This window comes from Bacillus cereus group sp. MYBK216-1, assembly GCF_051916495.1.
In the GTDB taxonomy this organism is placed as follows: Bacteria; Bacillota; Bacilli; order Bacillales; family Bacillaceae_G; genus Bacillus_A; species Bacillus_A thuringiensis_K.
This window is the reverse complement of record NZ_JBQAGT010000011.1, coordinates 74173-90067: the sequence shown is the minus strand read 5'-3', so window position 1 is coordinate 90067 and position 15895 is coordinate 74173. Positions and strand designations below refer to the sequence as shown.

Here is a 15895-nt window from a genome sequence, read left to right as displayed (position 1 = left end):
GGTTAGACTCTTATATTACTTTTTTAAAACAGGTACCCATATTTCACTTCTGAAATTCGGAGAGGATACGTCTTTACTTTCATTCCACAATATCTCCGGTCCTTCCGCTAGTTCATAGTTCGAAGAAGGGAACCATTCAGAATAAATACGTCCCCACACATTTTGTAATGCATCAGGAAATGGACCGACAGCTTCAAATATAGCCCATGTTGAAGCTGCGACTTCAAGTTGCGCGAATTGCTCTGGACAATCTTTCGTTGTGGCTACTCCAATATAGTGATCAAGTTCTCCTTTTTCCTCCATTCTCCCTTCAGAAAAATTAGTAGAGGCACTAATAATTCCAGTAGGTTCAATGTTTGAAAGGGACTTTAATGTTTGAATGGAGTCTGGGTTTAAACTCTTCCACATAGAAGCGATTTCTTCATTTACACCATTGAAAACGATTGGTACTCGTTTTGTAATACCTATAATTCGAAATGGCTCTTTTTCTTCAATTCGATAATTCATTTCATTTCCTCCTTGAATGGATAACTGGAAGGTCATTGGTGAATAAGCCTTCAAAGAATGGCTACTATTTCGGACCTCTGAAGGTGTTATACCGTGCAAGTTTTGAAATGCACGAGCGAATGAATCTGGTGAGTTGTAGCCATATTTTATAGCGACATCAATGACTTTTACATTGCTGTTTTTTAGTTCAAAGGCAGCGAGAGTAAGACGTCTACAGCGAATATAATCAGATAGTGATATGCCTGCTAAAAACGAAAACATTCTTTTAAAGTGATACTCAGAACAGAGAGCTAGCCTCGCAACTTCTTTAAAATCAATTTCATTCGTAAGGTTACCTTCAATATAGTGCATTGCAGCATTCATATTTTTAAGTGAATCCATATTATGACCTCCTCTGTACATAGAATAACAGGAACGAAATAACCCCATCCGACATTTCGTGCACAACTTTGTAGGTACATTTTTTACCTTACAAAATTGTAATGTTCCTGTAAGGAGAATGAATGGATGGTATGATATCCCAATGTTATAGTAGCAAAGTACTTTAATTCATTATGTTAACTTTTTGATGTCTTTACTTATGTGCCTTACATAACTGTCATGTTTGTGTAAGAAACATCGATAGTGGCAAGAGTAGAGAGTGTATATAGTTGAAAATAGAGAATAGAAGAAATGAGGGATGTCGAGATGAAAACAGTGTTAGAAGCAAAAAATATCGAAAAAGTGTATGACACGGGTGGTAATAAATTTGCAGCGTTAAAAGGTATTAACTTACAAGTAAAAGAAGGTGAATTTGTTGGAATTATGGGACCTTCTGGTTCTGGTAAGACGACTTTACTAAATGTTCTTTCTACAATTGATAATGCGACGAACGGTGAAATTTTAATTGATGGAAAAGATATTGTGAAGATGAATGATGATAAGTTAGCGTTATTCCGCCGCGATCATTTAGGTTTCATTTTCCAAGATTATAATTTATTAGATACGTTAACAGTGAAAGAGAATATCGCTTTACCACTTGCGTTATCAAAGGTGAAAGCGAGTGAGATTGATCGCCGCGTTCTTGAAATCTCAAAGAAATTCGGTATTGATCATATTTTAAGTCAGTTCCCATATCAAGTGTCGGGTGGACAGAAGCAACGTTGTGCAGCATCACGTGCAATCGTTACGAATCCAAGTATGATTTTCGGAGACGAGCCAACTGGAGCGCTTGATTCTAAATCTGCAACAGATTTACTTGAAAGTATGAAGTCATTAAATGAATATGATAACTCAACAATTTTAATGGTAACGCATGATGCATTTGCGGCGAGTTATTGTAAACGAGTTATTTTCATTAAAGATGGTGAACTATATAAAGAATTGCACCGCGGTGAATCAACGCGTAAACAGTTCTTCCAAAAAGTCGTTGACGTAATGTCTTCTATTTCTGGAGGTATGGCTGATGACCTTATCTAGCATTGCCCTCCGCAACATACAGCGGAACTTTAAAGACTACTTTGTATATTTTGCATCAATGATATTTAGTATTGTAATTTACTTTACATTTAAAGCACTACAATATAATTCACAAATGGAAAAAGCAGCAGAAGCTTCTAAAAAGATTAGTGGTGCATTTCAAGTTTCCAGTGTGATGCTTATCATTTTCGTAGCAGTGTTCATTATATATTCGAACGGATTCTTTACACGTAAACGTAAAAAAGAAGTTGGGCTATATTCTTTATTAGGTATTCGAAAAAGACAAATTGGTAAAATGCTCTTTTATGAAAATATGTTAATGGGATTACTGTCATTAGTAATCGGGATTGCAATCGGTAGTGTCCTTTCAAAATTATTCCTTGAGTTATTAGTAAATATGATGGGATTAAATTTAAACGTTCATTTTGAAGTACCAATGGCAGCAATTATTGATACAGCAATTATTTTCTTTGTGATTATTTTATATACATCACTCCAAGGATATCGTTTAATTTATCGCTTTAAGTTAATTGAACTTTTCCGCGCAGAACGTGAAGGAGAAGCAATGCCAAAAGGATCTGTTATTATGGCATTAATTTCAGTTGTCTTAATTGGTTCAGGTTATTTCTTAGCATTAATGTTCATGAAGGCCGTTAAATATGCAGACTTTATGGCAGTTGCACTTTATATTTTACTGGCGACAGTATTAGGTACGTACTTACTATTTATGTTCTTTACAGTATTCGTATTGAAACGTGCAAGAAATAATAAATCATCGTTTTATAACGGTATGAATATGGTAACGACGTCACAGCTACTATATCGTATTAAAGGAAATGCAAAGTCACTTGCGACAATTTCTATTTTAAGTGCGGTAACATTAACAGCGGTTGGTACGTCAGTTACGATGTATTACAACACATTTACACAATCAAAAGCAGCTATGCCATACAGTTATTCTTACGAGAAGAAAGATGCAGAGCTTGATAAGAAAGTAAATGCGATTTTTGCAGAAGAGAAGAAAGATCATCCGATCAAAGATCAAGTTGAAATTGAGACAGTTCCTGTAAAAGGGAAGTTTGAAGGAGAGAAAGTTGATTTCATTCTTAATATGAATTACACGATTTCAGAGAAATATCAATTTATGTCTCAATCTGAATTTAACAAGCTTGCTAAAAAAATTGAGGCAGAAACAGTGAATGTAACTGCTGGTGAAGCAATTATATATGATAGTTCGTATATTGAAGGGCATGAGTTTAGCCCTCAATATAAAGGGAATAAAGTAGTATTCCAAATTGGAAATGAAACGAAGAAATTAACGATTCAAGCCGCAAATGATAATGCAATTACAAACTTAGGTGAACTAGTTGTTGTCGTTTCCGATGAAATGTATGAACAAGCGAAACAAGCATTTGGAACACGTATTGTAAAAAATATTGATGTAAAAGATGAAAGAAACAGTAAAGTGTTAACGGAAAAATTAGCAAAAGTGATGCCAACTGGTGTATCAGAAATGGCACCACCATTTAGAGACTTCTATACTGGTTTCCATATGGGACTGGAAGCAACTGGACTAATGATGTTCATCGGACTATTCTTAGGTTTAGTCTTCCTATTAGCGACAGGATCAATCATTTACTTTAAGCAGCTTACAGAAGCAAGTGCTGACCGTGATCGTTACATTGTCCTTCATAAAGTCGGGGTTACAAAACAAGAAATGAAAAAAGCTATTGCAAAACAAGTAAGCTTTATCTTTGCAATTCCACTAGTAATCGGAATCCTGCATAGCTTGTTTGCATTAAAAGGTTTAGGGAACATACTACCATTTGAAATTATGATTCCGCTTCTAATTAGTATCGGAGTATACGGCGCTATTTATATTGGATATTACTTCTTAACAGTTCGTTCTTATTATAAGATCGTGAGTGCGAAGTAATAAAGGGACAGCTATCGTAATAGGGATAGCTGTTTTTTTATTCTTCATAAAATCTTAAGAAACTTCCTCAATTTTTATTAAGAAATGATAGTTATACTTAGAAACAAGTTAAAAACTATTGAACGAATGGGGAGAAGGTTACATGCAACTCATAACATTCTTACATGAATTTATTAAACATCCGAAACATACTGGTGCAATTGCGCCAAGTTCAAAAATATTAGCAAAGAAGATGGTAGATGTAATTGATTTTAATAGAGCGAAATGCATTGTAGAGTTAGGTCCTGGTACAGGAGTCTTTACGAAAGAAATTATGAAGAGAAAGAAGAAGGAAACAATATTTCTTCTTATTGAAATTAATGAAGTGTTTTGCAAAGAGCTAAAGAGAAAGTTTAAAGATGAGCAGAACGTCATAGTTGTACACGGTTCAGCTGAAAATATAAAGAAGTATATGGAAGAGTTCAATATAAAATGCATTGATTACATTTTATCAGGATTACCTTTCACTTCTTTACCAGAAGAAGTTTCAAAGCGCATTTTAAACAATGCGATGGAAGTGATACATGAGAATGGTGAATTCATTACATTTCAATATTCACTTGTGAAAAAAGGCTTTATAGAGCATTTCTTTCCTGAAATTACGCTAGAGAAAGTGTGGCTCAATTTCCCACCAGCGTATGTCTTTAGCTGTAAAAAAGAGCTAAGGAGAGCATATGCATAATGGAATTACATGAATTATTATCCTATATCGAGCAGTACGGTTATTGGGCATTATTTTTCTGTTTATGGTTAGGTATTATCGGTATGCCAATTCCAGATGAAATGATTGTTATGAGCGGTGGTTTCGTATCTTCAGTAGGGATATTAAGTGTTGTTCCTTCATTTGTATTAACATATTTAGGTGTTGTATCAGGGCTTTCTTTAGGATATATATTAGGGAAGGTATTTGGCACGAAGGTACTCCATAAATTAATGAAAAAGAAAAAAGCGAAGTATTTGATAAAATCACAAGAAATGGTTGATAAATACGGACAGTACGCGTTAGTTACAAGCTATTTCATACCAGTTGTAAGACATATCGTGCCGTATTTAGTTGGAATGAATAACATGCCATTTAAGACGTATGCTTTGTATTCTTATACGACAGGCTTTGTTTGGACACTCGTTTATTTCGTACTAGGTTCTTTATTTGGACAACATATTGAAAGAATTGTAGCAGTTGCGATAGAGTATGGTGTGTATTTTGGCGGGATTGTTTTTATAGTTACAGGTATTCTTTATTTATATAGACAAAAAAGAATCACATTGATGAGTAAATAGAAGTAAAGAAAGTTTCTTCCAGTATGAAGGATAAGATAGGATTATAAGTATAAAATTATCTTTATTTAATGGTAAAATATAGGTAAGTAGTTAAGAAAGGAAGAGCTTGCAGAGAATAAGGAAATATTCCCAATGTATTCGCACCTTGTAACTTTAGTTGGAGATGAAGAGGACGGTTATTATTCATGTGGAATGCAAGCATTTAATCTATCAGACGTTGTTTTAGACAGAGGAATAGATCCGGAAGTAGCTGTAGATTTATTAAATGATTTTAACCTACATAATATATTGGAAAAACCTAATTTGAAAGATGGAGATACAATTAGTTTCACAGAAGATGCTCCAGTGTATCTTTTATCTCATTATATAGATAATCGTTATGAACAAGAGGATCCATTTTATAATCCGTGTGGGGTATGGAAGTTAGAGAGTGCTTCGGCAAAGAAATCTATCTTTCAAAAATTGGGGAGTGTGCTAAAAGGGTGGAAAAATACATAAAAGAACAGAGGAGTATATGTGATAAATATAAAGCGGAGTATGTAGAATCTCCGAATGACTTGAAATTAGGAATAGCGCAAAATGTGAAAGATGGTATCGCTCCGATTAATGGGTTACGAATGCCTATAGAAAACGGAACGACAGGTTGGTACATTTGGGCTGGTGAAGAAATGGGGACAGAAGAAGATTTCTTTCTTCCTTTACACGTTCAACATATTGATGAATGGGCACCTGAAATAAAGAAGTATTTAGGGTTACCACCTGGTTGGAGATTTTTAATTGATGGAGATTACGAAGATGTGTGGTATGATCCGAATTTGTTTGATGAAGATTTAGAAGAGGATGCAGATGAATGGGAAGAAAATATGCTACAAGAGTATGGATGGTACATGCGTAGCATATTAGCAGAAGATATTGATGGCATCCATGCTAATTATCATACGCATGGTCTAAGAGATAACTTTAATCATCAAGATTTACAAATAGCATTAAATATGGATCCTGAAGTCGCGCATAGTGTTTTTTGTACCATAATAGAAGAAATAAAGAGCGGAAAAAAGTTTGAACAAGGGATTGAGTATACGAATATTATTAAAGGCTATCCCATTATTATGAAGTCTTTCGTAGAGATGGATCGAGAAGTTTTGAGGGTTTTATTACCTGATGAAAGAGGGATTCTTCCTACGAGGCCAAAGTGTAATGAATGTTATAAGACTCAATTGGATGATATTGAGGAGAGTTGATAAAACAAGAGCTTGAAACTATTCAAGCTCTTGTTTTATGACTATTTATATCCTAAAATATGCTCAATCTCATGCAAACTTAATTTACTTGCCTTAGCAATCGTTTCAAGTGGTATACCAAGATCATACATATTTTTAATCATTTGAATTTTCCCCTGTTGAATGCCTTTTTCAATGCCTTTTTCAATACCTTTTTCAATGCCTTTTTCAAGCCCTTTTTTAATTCCTTGTTCCATTCCTCTTTTTATTCCTTCTGTCTCTGCATGGGCGAATTTTGCTGCTTCATCCATTAAAACTTTCTCCCTTGCGTCATAGGCTTGTCGGAAAGAAGAATCCTGACTCATACGTTCCCATTTATTTATTGCTTTTTGTAAAATAGGGTCTTGGTTCATAGCAATATCCTCCAATAGTTTAGTTAAGTGCTCATCCTCATTTGCTGAAAGCAATAAAAGCCAACGAACAAATGGATCTTTCCACGGATTTACTTTTTCTTCATGCCATTGTTCAGTTAACTTTGGAATTTCTATAATGTGGATTTCTATGTCTTCACTCAGGATTTTTTGTTGTTGTGTATTCCATAATATGCTCGTTGTATGGAAGGCTGGGTGTTCCGAAAACATTACGAAGTTTAGTAAGTTTATGGTGATGGTTTTGTGAAGTGCACTGTAGGGCATCCCTTTTTGTAGTTGAGATGTGTATAGTCTTCCCCAATAATATAAACTGCGTTTAACCATATCGTGATTATTATTGAGTTGTATTTCTACAATAACTTTTGTTCCTGTGTTTAATGTCGCTGAAATGTCTAAAATAGATAACTTATCCTCTTCATATTCCCTGTGTAAATGTGGATCTTCTAGTTGTAGAGAAGCAATGGGCGACTCTAAAGACTCTTGTAACATAGCATTTAAAAATGCAATTAGAATATCTTCGCTACCATTCGTACCAAACAATTGTTTAAATGCAAAATCAATGCGTAAATTAACTAACTGTTGGTTGAACAAAGTTTGTCCTCTCCCTTACATGAAGGTGCTTCTTTCCTTCATTGTACATAAAAAGAACTAGAGTATGCAAACTAGTCATTCTACTATTTTTTAGTAATATTATTAGAAAATGAAAGGTAAGTATGTCTATGGTATACTCTAGTGAAATTGTAAATAAGGATGCTAATACGAACTGGGAAAATTGGGTGGAGTTTGATTGTGACTGAAAAAGATGGGAGAAAGAATAATAAATGAAAAGAAGAAGAAAATCTGGAGAAAAAGTACAAATGAGTCGTTTTACACTTGCTTTATGCTACCGAAGTGAAGCACCATATTATTATTACGAGGTAGCGCCCCATGAAAGAGAGGAACGCTTCTATTTAACGTCAGAACTTTGCGTAATGGATGATGAATATTACTTTATTAGAGGTTGTTTAGAGATTCCTATCATTGATTACCACGAAAATTTCATATGGACTGTGTGGGTATCACTTAGTAAAGAAAGTTATGATGAAGTATTAGAAAAGTGGGATGAGAGAGGCCCAGAAAATAGTGATCCTTATTTTGGTTGGTTATCTGTAGAAATACCATTTTATCCAGAAACATTAAATTTAAAAACAAATGTACATATAAGAGAAGTTGGAACGGCACCGTATATTGAATTAGAGCCAACCGAGCATTCTTTAGCGATCGAACAAAGAAATGGAATTACTTTAGAGAGAGTGAAAGAAATACAAGAAATGATTCAACAATATAACTAGATTAGAAGAGAAAAAACGAGTGCTAGCACTCGTTTTTTTTATTACACAACCGCAGGATTATAAATCATCGTAAAGTGTCCTTGCAATAATTCAATTTGACAAGGTGTATGAAGCGAGCTTTCTCCATCTGTATCAACTTCTTTTTCTTCCTCTGTTTCGATATGAATGGATTTCGCTTTTACGTGGAAGATGTCATTTTCATTTGAGTCTTCAAATAGTTTCTTTCCGATGTAATCTTTAAATGCTTGAATACCTGTTGATTTGACTACGAAAATATCAAGTGTTCCGTCATCACATTTTACGTTCGGAATAAAGGATGGAATACCACCAAGATATTCACCGTTTCCAACCATGACAAGAACAGCTTCGTCTTCATATACTTGTCCGTCATAAGTGATTTTAACTGGGAATGTTTCAGCATTTTTTACAGTTCGAATTGTGCTTAAATAGTAACCGATTTTACCAAGCTTTGCTTTTTCTTCTGCATCGATATTGTTTGATACTTCAGATACGAGTCCAATGCCCCAGAAGTTTAAAAAATGTTGTCCATTTGCTTTTGCAACATCAACTGGTTTTACGTGTTCTTTTGTGATAAGTTTTGCTGCTTCTGCAATGTTTTGCGGAACGCCTAGTGTGCGAGAGAAGTCATTGCAAGTTCCGCCTGGAATGATTGCAAGTGTAGGTCTAGTTTCAAGAGGTGCTAAGCCGTTTGTGCATTCAAATACTGTTCCGTCACCACCAAAGACGATAATTAAATCTACTTTACTAGCAAACTCTTGGCAATATTTTGTTGCATCACCTTGTTTTTTCGTATGAAGGATATGTAAGTCAGGAAAAGCTGCGGCAAGAGGTGGTACGATTTTCGTTAAATTTGTATGTAAGTCGCCTTGTCCAGCTTTTGGATTTACGATGAGGAGTACTTTTTCAAATTTTGTTTTTGTCATTTTTCATCTCTCCCTGTTTTTTTTGTAATGGAAAGTAAGGAGCTGTTCCGATGTATTTCAGAACAGCTTTTTCCTATTAATAAGGCGCTAAGGTTGTCAGTTATTGTCGGTAAGTCGATATATTTAAAAAATCGCCGATATAATTTGAGTTACGGTCGATATATTTAAAAAATCGCCGATATACATTTTATGTACTATCGATTTTTTAAGTTATACGATTATTCCGTTACAACTGAAGCAATGAATGGTAAGTTACGATATTTTTCTGCACAGTCGATACCGTATCCAACGATGAATTCGTCTGGAATTTGGAAGCCAACATATTCAGCTGTTAAGTCTACTTTACGACGTTCTGGCTTATCAAGTAATGTACAGAACTTGAGTGCCTTTGGTTTATGCATAAAGAAGTGGTCTTTTAGGAAATGAAGTGTTAAACCAGAATCGATAATGTCTTCTACGACAATGACGTTTTTTCCAGTAATGTTTACATCGATATCTTTTAATAGTTTAACTTTTCCAGTTGTTTCTGTTTGATTTCCGTAGCTAGATGCAGAAATAAAGTCGATTGTTACATCGTTTTTAATGTGACGAATTAAATCAGCAGCAAATACGAAAGATCCTTTTAATACAGCAATGACTACGATTTCTTCTCCTTCAAAGTCACTTTCGATTTGAAGTGCTAGTTCTTTTACTTTTTCTTGTAATTGTTCTTCAGAAATTAAAGTGTCTTTTATTTCAATATTCATTGGAGTCCTCCTACAGTGTAAAACTTGTGAACATTTCGACTGTAAAGGATAGAAAGAAAAAAGTCAAAGGAGATAGTAATTTTTTACAAAGATAACGACAAAATCATCTGATGATATGATATAATAAGCATATTAAGAAAACGCTTCCATAAAGGGTGAATATGATGAAGAAGAAACAGTACACAAGTGTAACATTTATAAAAGCATTACTTTTAACAATTGTTCTTGGCCTGTTGGCTTACGTAATTGATGTACCTGCGATTCGTATTTCATTAATTGGAATGACTTTAGTGTTAGGAGCAATTTCGCACGGTATGATGTCGCAGCTAAAAGAAGCTGGACTTGATGATATGAGAGATCATATAGATAAAAAGTAAGAAACCTTCATTATATAGAGTGAAGGTTTCTTTGTTTCTTACAAAAATGTAAGGTAGTTGTAAGGCAAATCGATAGTTGCATAAGAGCATTTTGGATAAACTATGGGTGTAAGGTAAAAGGCAAGCATATTTTAGGTAAATTAAGTTTTAGGCACTCTATATGTGAAAAAGGAGTAGGAGGGCATGGAGAAACGTTGGACGACCTTTTCTTTTTTAGCAACTAGCAACACCGTAATGCTAGCTGGCGAGATGGATTTTTTGCACTTGTTTGATCAAGAAGATGATCATTCTTCTTCTAAATTTACAATAAAATGGAATAAATGGAGCGAAAGTTGTAGGTTTGAAGAAGAGGCCCCTAACGAAGAGCAAAAGATTATTTTGACAAACCCTATTAAAGCGTGGGTTGTTCAACGTCGTAAGTGTAACGTCAAAAATCACTTAAAGAAAACTGAGCCGAGACAATTAGTTATCGCTCCGGCCTGTTCTACTTCTACATCACGCGAAAGTAATATGTAAATATTGAGACACACACCCGAAAAAACATCGTATATATTGCGATGTTTTTTTATTTCTCTACAATGAAATCTTTAAATGAAATATATTTCATCTGCATCTTAAATTTATATCTCTTGTTTATTCTAGTGATACATCCGATGCGAAGTGATGTAAAACGTATAAGAGGAGAGAAATAAAATGAAAAAGAAACTATTACCAATTTGTGCGATGGCACTTTTAACAGTAGGATATTCTTCAGTAGCAAGTGCTTCAACTGGAACATTGACAAAGGAAGAAGCAGCGCAAATACAGCAAGATATAGCAAAAAAAGAAGCAGCGATTCAGGCGCAGCAAAAAAATGATACAGAGAAAAAACAAGCGGCGCAAGCGCAAGAGAAGAATGAAGTAGCGAAAAAGCAAGCGGCACAAGTACAAGAAAAAGAAAAAAGTAATATGGCTAAAGAAGTAGTAGCGCCACAAGTGAAAGAAAAGGAAGCTATTGCAAAAAAAGAAGCTGGAGAGAAATTACCAAACACAGCATCTAATAATGTAGCAATGATGGGACTAAGCGCATGTCTTGTAGCACTAGGTACATTATTTGGTTTGAATCGTCGGAATAAAGTTAAGGCATAAATCAAATATTGTCCTATAAAGAATGGCATAATTTCATATATTAAAAATGGTAGGTTATTCCTACCATTTTTTGCATGGAGGGATGAAACATGAAGATACTCAATTATCTCGGTATCATATTGATGGCTATAGGGCTATTTATGGGAGCATATTACGCTGTCGAATGGTATAAAGGAAAAAGCTCTGCTCAACAATTAACAAAAAAAGAACTAAAGAGCCTTGAAAATATACAAGATAATGAACTTTCTTCCGAAACACCTGTAACTTCCCAAGTGCCTTCTTCTCAAACAGAACATAAAGAAGGAGAAAAGGTAGCGATGTTAAACATACCAAAAATAGGGAAGAAGTTTTCTATATATTGGGGAGCGGATGATACGACTTTGAAAAAAGGAGTGGGTATGTTCGTTAGTGATTTAACGACAACGCCATCTGGAGGTGGACATACTGTTTTGAGTGGACACCGGGATACTGTATTTACCGATTTAGGGGAGTTAAAAGAAAAAGATACGCTTGTTTTAGAGTATGATAATAAAATTTACACATATGAAATTCAAAAGACGTGGATTACCCACGCGGATGATCGTACTGTTATTATAAAAAAAGAAGAACCGGTATTAACACTGACGACTTGCTATCCATTTGATTATATAGGGGATGCACCAGATAGATATATTATCGAGGCGAAGTTAACGGCTAGTTATTCAAAATGAAGTGATAGTTTCTGAAAACGGAAGGGGATACATAAGTTATGTCAAAAAACATTTTAATTGTGGAAGATGAAGATATTTTGCGTGAAATATTAAAAGATTATTTTTTGAGTGAGCAATATGTAGTGTTTGAAGCAAGAGATGGAAAAGAAGCTTTAGTTATATTTGAGCAAGAAAAGGTGGATTTAGTTATTTTAGACATTATGTTGCCAGAACTCGATGGATGGTCTGTTTGCCGAAGGATTAGGAAGACGTCCGAGGTGCCTATTATTATGCTGACGGCGCGCGTAGATGAAGACGATACGTTACTTGGTTTTGAACTTGGAGCAGATGACTATGTGACGAAGCCGTATAGTCCGCCAATTTTATTAGCAAGAGCGAAACGATTATTAGAAAGTAGAAAAGCATCGAAGAAACCTTTAGAGAACGAAGATGATACGTTATCGATTCATGGCATCCATGTCCATTTTCCGTCGCGTACTGTTACTGTTGATGAGGCAGATGTTAGTTTAACGCATACGGAGTTTGAAATATTGGTGTATTTCATGAAAAATCAAGGAATCGTTTTAACGCGAGAGCAACTCATTTCAAGAATTTGGGGATATGAATTTGCTGGCGATGATCGAACGGTGAATAGCCATATTCGTAATTTAAGAAATAAATTAGGAGAGAAAGCAAAGTATATTACAACTGTAGTACGAACTGGTTATAAATTTGAGGGGAATGTATGAGAAAAGGAATTGTACTAAAATTATTTACCCTCACAACAGCATTATGCATGTTAATTTTAGTGACGATATTTATTGGACAAACGATATTTTTTAAACAATATTATGCGAATCGAAAAGTAGAAGATATTAAAGTGAACTTAAATTCCTTTGAGAAGAGTTATTTGAATTATGTAGGAAATGCAGAAGAAATTAAGCGACTGGAGCAAGACTTTTTAAGAGAAAATAATACGTGGATTACGACATTAGATCAGAATGGGAATTTAAAACATGCGGATGATTTTTATTTTGAGGTAACGATAGATCGTAGGCAACAAAAGAGCTTTGGACAACAAATATTCAAAATTCCTTTATACAATCTCATCAATATAGAGGAGATTGATAATAAATCATCAAATGCATTTTTAGGACAAGAAATTTATTTTTCTGGCGTGAAAAAAGATGATAATTATATTCCATTCTCTTTCACGTTAGGCAAGCAAAATTTAAGTGGATCTAATAAACCGTTAGAAAAAGCGTTTCAGGAGAAAATGAAATTAAATGAGGAGAAAAAGAGAGCAGCCGAAGAACAACTTGCTAAGGAAAAGAAACCAGCTGTCCAGAAAGAATCTGCTCAAGAATTAGATGCTTACATAGGTGGGCGTGTTACGAAAGTTCAGCTTCCTGATGTAACAGGTCCTATAAATCAAATTTATAAAAATAGCATCTTTTTAGATAACATAAAAGAATTTCAAACGGATTTATTATTAAAAGAGAGCAAGCATATACAATATGCAATACAAACAATGGACTATGAAAAGAATGATATAAAATATAAATTATTAATTAAGCTGATAAAAGAAAAAGGTGGATCAGTAACATATATTTATGCGATGGCTTCTTTACAGCCCGTAGATGAGGCTGTACAAATGGTGCAAGATTATTATATCTATATCATTGCATTTGTAGTCGTTCTTATTTTTTTAGCTTCGTTCTATTACTCAAAACAAATTGCAAAGCCATTATTGAAAATAAATGATACAACGAAGAAAATAGCGCATTTAGACTTCACAGAAAAAATACCGATTACTTCAAAAGATGAAATTGGGGATTTATCAAAAAATATTAATGTGCTATCAAATAAACTCCATTCGCATATTGGACAGTTAGAAGAAGATATTGAAAAGGAAAGAAAGTTAGAAAAGACGCGAAAAGAATTCATTTCTGGTGTTTCACATGAATTAAAAACACCGCTAAGTATTATGAAAAGCTGTATTTCTATTTTAAAAGACGGGGTAGCTGAACATAAAAAAGAGTATTATTTTCAGGCAATGGAGAGAGAAGTAGACAAAATGGATACGTTAATTTTGGATATGCTTGAGCTAGCTAAATTTGAATCTGGTACATATAAAATGAAAAAGGATTCGTTTTATATTGATACAGTAATTGAAGATATATGTGAACATCTATCTGTGGAAATAGAGAAAAAAGAACTTCATGTTCATATAAATATATGTTCATTTGAAGTGATTGCAAATCAAGGCCGGATTGAACAAGTCATCGTGAACTTTATTACGAATGCCATACGCTACACACCAAATAAAGAGGATATTATTATTTCTACAATAGATGAGAAGGATCGTATAAAAGTGTGTATTGAAAATAAAGGTACTCACATTGAAGAAGAACAATTAGATAAAATTTGGGATCGTTTTTATCGCGTGGATACAGCTCGTCAGCGTTCACAAGGTGGGACGGGGCTTGGGCTTGCCATTTCAAAGAACATTTTAGAACTACATGATGCTGAATATGGGGTAAAAAATACAGAAAATGGTGTGTTATTTTACTTCTATTTACCGAAAAAAGCGTAGATCATATTATCTACGTTTTTTTAATTTATTTTCATATTATCTTTACCTAATCTTTATTTTTAATCAGTATAATTTGTTTAGAATATGAGGTTATGTAAGGAGTCGATGAACCGTGCATAGCAATTGGCTAAGTATAATGGTATTTATTTTCTTTTGCGCATTTATTGTATTTTTAATTGATATTACGATATGAAAAAAGAGCGCTCATTAAGCGCCCTTTTTGTTTGCATTTATTTGATAAGCATTGATGCTTTTGAATAATCGTGGTGAAGTAAGGAATAAAAATATAAGTAAAACTGTACATAAAATAAAAGAACCGAGCATTGTACTGCCGTTTACGATTAATGAATATAACACAGCTGATTGACCTTTCGGTGCATATTGTCCCCAGAAAATAATGCCAGCAATAAAGTGGCAGAAATAGCGAGCAAAGCTACCGATAAATGTAGCAAGGATAATATAAGCAAGGACTTTCTTACCCTGGTTTTGTTTTGATGAAGGTTTGTCTTTACGGCTACCTAAATTTGATTGTTCTAAGCTATTTTCATTAGATGTTAAAAGTGCTTTTTGAATTGGACGATAGAATAAGCCAGCAAATCCAATAAAAGCAAAGGCAATGAAGTACTCAATGAATGCTTGAACAGGTGTTAAAATGTAAGCATCTCCCACCACAATTTGTAATAGTCCCCATACTAAACCGCCTAAGAAAGCTGATTTAAAGCCCCAGCGGTAAGCAATAATAAAAATAGGAATCATAGCAAATGAAATGGAACCGCCTGTTGGAAGTTTAATTGATAATGGTAAAATGTCGATGATCATGGCGAAGGCTGCAAGAATAGCAGATTCGATCATCGCTTGTAAATTGGTGTTACGCATGTTGTCTCCCCCTAAATCCAAGTTGTACAAAAAAGAATAGATATCATAGGAGGATACGAAATACGTAAATAACAAAGAGGTATGTATTTCGGACGTTTGCACAATCCCTGCGTTAGCATTAACTAACAGGTTCGAAGGGTCGGAACGAAGTGTTCCCTCTCAGCGGCATGGCTCCCCCTGTGATAACGAAATTCTTTATTTGTTATTGTTTATTGTAAGCGAAATGGATGAGAATGGCAAACGAATCTATTATGACAATAATTGAAATAAAATTGTAGAGAAATGTTAATAAATATGAAGTCAAAGGGTATAGTGCTCAAGAAATAGAGTGTGCTA

17 protein-coding genes, 1 pseudogene and 1 riboswitch are annotated in these 15895 nt (G+C 34.3%); of the genes and pseudogenes, 13 read left to right on the top strand and 5 right to left on the bottom strand.

What is annotated here, in order from left to right; genetic code table 11:
• Nucleotides 1-15: 15 nt before the first annotated feature.
• On the bottom strand, nt 16-888 hold the full coding sequence (locus tag ACTFRH_RS26160; protein WP_000377679.1) for an AraC family transcriptional regulator: 873 nt from the start codon (nt 886-888) through the stop codon (nt 16-18).
• A gap of 306 nt (nt 889-1194) precedes the next feature.
• Between ACTFRH_RS26160 and ACTFRH_RS26155 the strand changes: the two genes are divergently transcribed.
• The 6 genes and pseudogenes from ACTFRH_RS26155 to ACTFRH_RS26130 all read left to right on the top strand — a co-directional run bounded on the left by ACTFRH_RS26155 (nt 1195) and on the right by ACTFRH_RS26130 (nt 6462).
• Nucleotides 1195-1965 carry an ABC transporter ATP-binding protein gene (locus tag ACTFRH_RS26155; protein WP_000859656.1) on the top strand — a complete coding sequence of 257 codons (771 nt, stop codon included), beginning with the start codon at nt 1195-1197 and terminating at the stop codon, nt 1963-1965.
• The gene (locus ACTFRH_RS26150) at nt 1952-3901 is read left to right on the top strand and encodes an ABC transporter permease (protein WP_000176114.1); all 1950 of its coding nucleotides are present in this window, start codon (nt 1952-1954) and stop codon (nt 3899-3901) included. The genes ACTFRH_RS26155 and ACTFRH_RS26150 overlap by 14 nt, the downstream gene beginning before the upstream one ends.
• Nucleotides 3902-4043: 142 nt before the next feature.
• Nucleotides 4044-4622: a class I SAM-dependent methyltransferase gene (locus ACTFRH_RS26145; protein WP_001176073.1), complete on the top strand. Its 579-nt coding sequence runs from the start codon at nt 4044-4046 to the stop codon at nt 4620-4622.
• Nucleotides 4622-5221: a DedA family protein gene (locus ACTFRH_RS26140; RefSeq protein WP_000418938.1), complete on the top strand. Its 600-nt coding sequence runs from the start codon at nt 4622-4624 to the stop codon at nt 5219-5221. The genes ACTFRH_RS26145 and ACTFRH_RS26140 overlap by 1 nt, the downstream gene beginning before the upstream one ends.
• Nucleotides 5222-5320: 99 nt before the next feature.
• A pseudogene (locus ACTFRH_RS26135) lies at nt 5321-5719 on the top strand (DUF4261 domain-containing protein); the annotation flags it as partial.
• Complete coding sequence (locus ACTFRH_RS26130; protein WP_000417364.1) at nt 5704-6462, top strand: DUF4262 domain-containing protein; 759 nt, start codon at nt 5704-5706, stop codon at nt 6460-6462. The pseudogene ACTFRH_RS26135 and the gene ACTFRH_RS26130, both read left to right, overlap by 16 nt.
• Nucleotides 6463-6503: 41 nt before the next feature.
• Here ACTFRH_RS26130 and ACTFRH_RS26125 read toward each other — a convergent pair whose 3' ends face one another.
• The gene (locus ACTFRH_RS26125; protein WP_000483127.1) at nt 6504-7463 is read right to left on the bottom strand and encodes an Rpn family recombination-promoting nuclease/putative transposase; all 960 of its coding nucleotides are present in this window, start codon (nt 7461-7463) and stop codon (nt 6504-6506) included.
• 230 nt (nt 7464-7693) lie between these two features.
• On the opposite strand from ACTFRH_RS26125, the gene ACTFRH_RS26120 reads away from it, so the two are divergent.
• Nucleotides 7694-8203, top strand: coding sequence for a DUF2199 domain-containing protein (locus ACTFRH_RS26120; RefSeq protein WP_000830229.1), 510 nt, complete (start codon nt 7694-7696; stop codon nt 8201-8203).
• A gap of 41 nt (nt 8204-8244) precedes the next feature.
• Here the strand turns inward: ACTFRH_RS26120 and ACTFRH_RS26115 are convergent, their stop codons facing one another.
• Nucleotides 8245-9147, bottom strand: coding sequence for a diacylglycerol/lipid kinase family protein (locus ACTFRH_RS26115; protein ID WP_000167907.1), 903 nt, complete (start codon nt 9145-9147; stop codon nt 8245-8247).
• Nucleotides 9148-9365: 218 nt separating this feature from the next.
• Nucleotides 9366-9893, bottom strand: a complete 528-nt coding sequence (gene hpt, locus ACTFRH_RS26110) for a hypoxanthine phosphoribosyltransferase (RefSeq protein ID WP_001019309.1) — start codon at nt 9891-9893, stop codon at nt 9366-9368.
• A gap of 161 nt (nt 9894-10054) precedes the next feature.
• On the opposite strand from hpt, the gene ACTFRH_RS26105 reads away from it, so the two are divergent.
• The 6 genes from ACTFRH_RS26105 (at nt 10055) to ACTFRH_RS26080 (ending at nt 14683) form a co-directional block, all read left to right on the top strand.
• A complete protein-coding gene (locus tag ACTFRH_RS26105) occupies nt 10055-10270 on the top strand; it encodes a hypothetical protein (RefSeq protein ID WP_002001286.1) in 216 nt (71 codons plus the stop codon).
• 183 nt (nt 10271-10453) lie between these two features.
• Entirely contained in the window at nt 10454-10786 is a 333-nt protein-coding gene (locus tag ACTFRH_RS26100; RefSeq protein ID WP_000415589.1) for a hypothetical protein, read from the top strand.
• Between the two features lie 177 nt (nt 10787-10963).
• Entirely contained in the window at nt 10964-11398 is a 435-nt protein-coding gene (locus tag ACTFRH_RS26095; protein ID WP_000728028.1) for an LPXTG cell wall anchor domain-containing protein, read from the top strand.
• 89 nt (nt 11399-11487) lie between these two features.
• Nucleotides 11488-12108: a class D sortase gene (locus ACTFRH_RS26090; protein ID WP_000698541.1), complete on the top strand. Its 621-nt coding sequence runs from the start codon at nt 11488-11490 to the stop codon at nt 12106-12108.
• 38 nt (nt 12109-12146) lie between these two features.
• Nucleotides 12147-12836 carry a response regulator transcription factor gene (locus ACTFRH_RS26085; RefSeq protein ID WP_000041843.1) on the top strand — a complete coding sequence of 230 codons (690 nt, stop codon included), beginning with the start codon at nt 12147-12149 and terminating at the stop codon, nt 12834-12836.
• A complete protein-coding gene (locus ACTFRH_RS26080) occupies nt 12833-14683 on the top strand; it encodes a sensor histidine kinase (protein WP_001225369.1) in 1851 nt (616 codons plus the stop codon). Before ACTFRH_RS26085 ends, ACTFRH_RS26080 begins: the two co-directional genes overlap by 4 nt.
• Nucleotides 14684-14890: 207 nt before the next feature.
• Here the strand turns inward: ACTFRH_RS26080 and thiT are convergent, their stop codons facing one another.
• Nucleotides 14891-15559: an energy-coupled thiamine transporter ThiT gene (thiT, locus tag ACTFRH_RS26075; protein WP_001246577.1), complete on the bottom strand. Its 669-nt coding sequence runs from the start codon at nt 15557-15559 to the stop codon at nt 14891-14893.
• 86 nt (nt 15560-15645) lie between these two features.
• A riboswitch (TPP riboswitch) is annotated at nt 15646-15747 on the bottom strand.
• Nucleotides 15748-15895 lie beyond the last annotated feature (148 nt).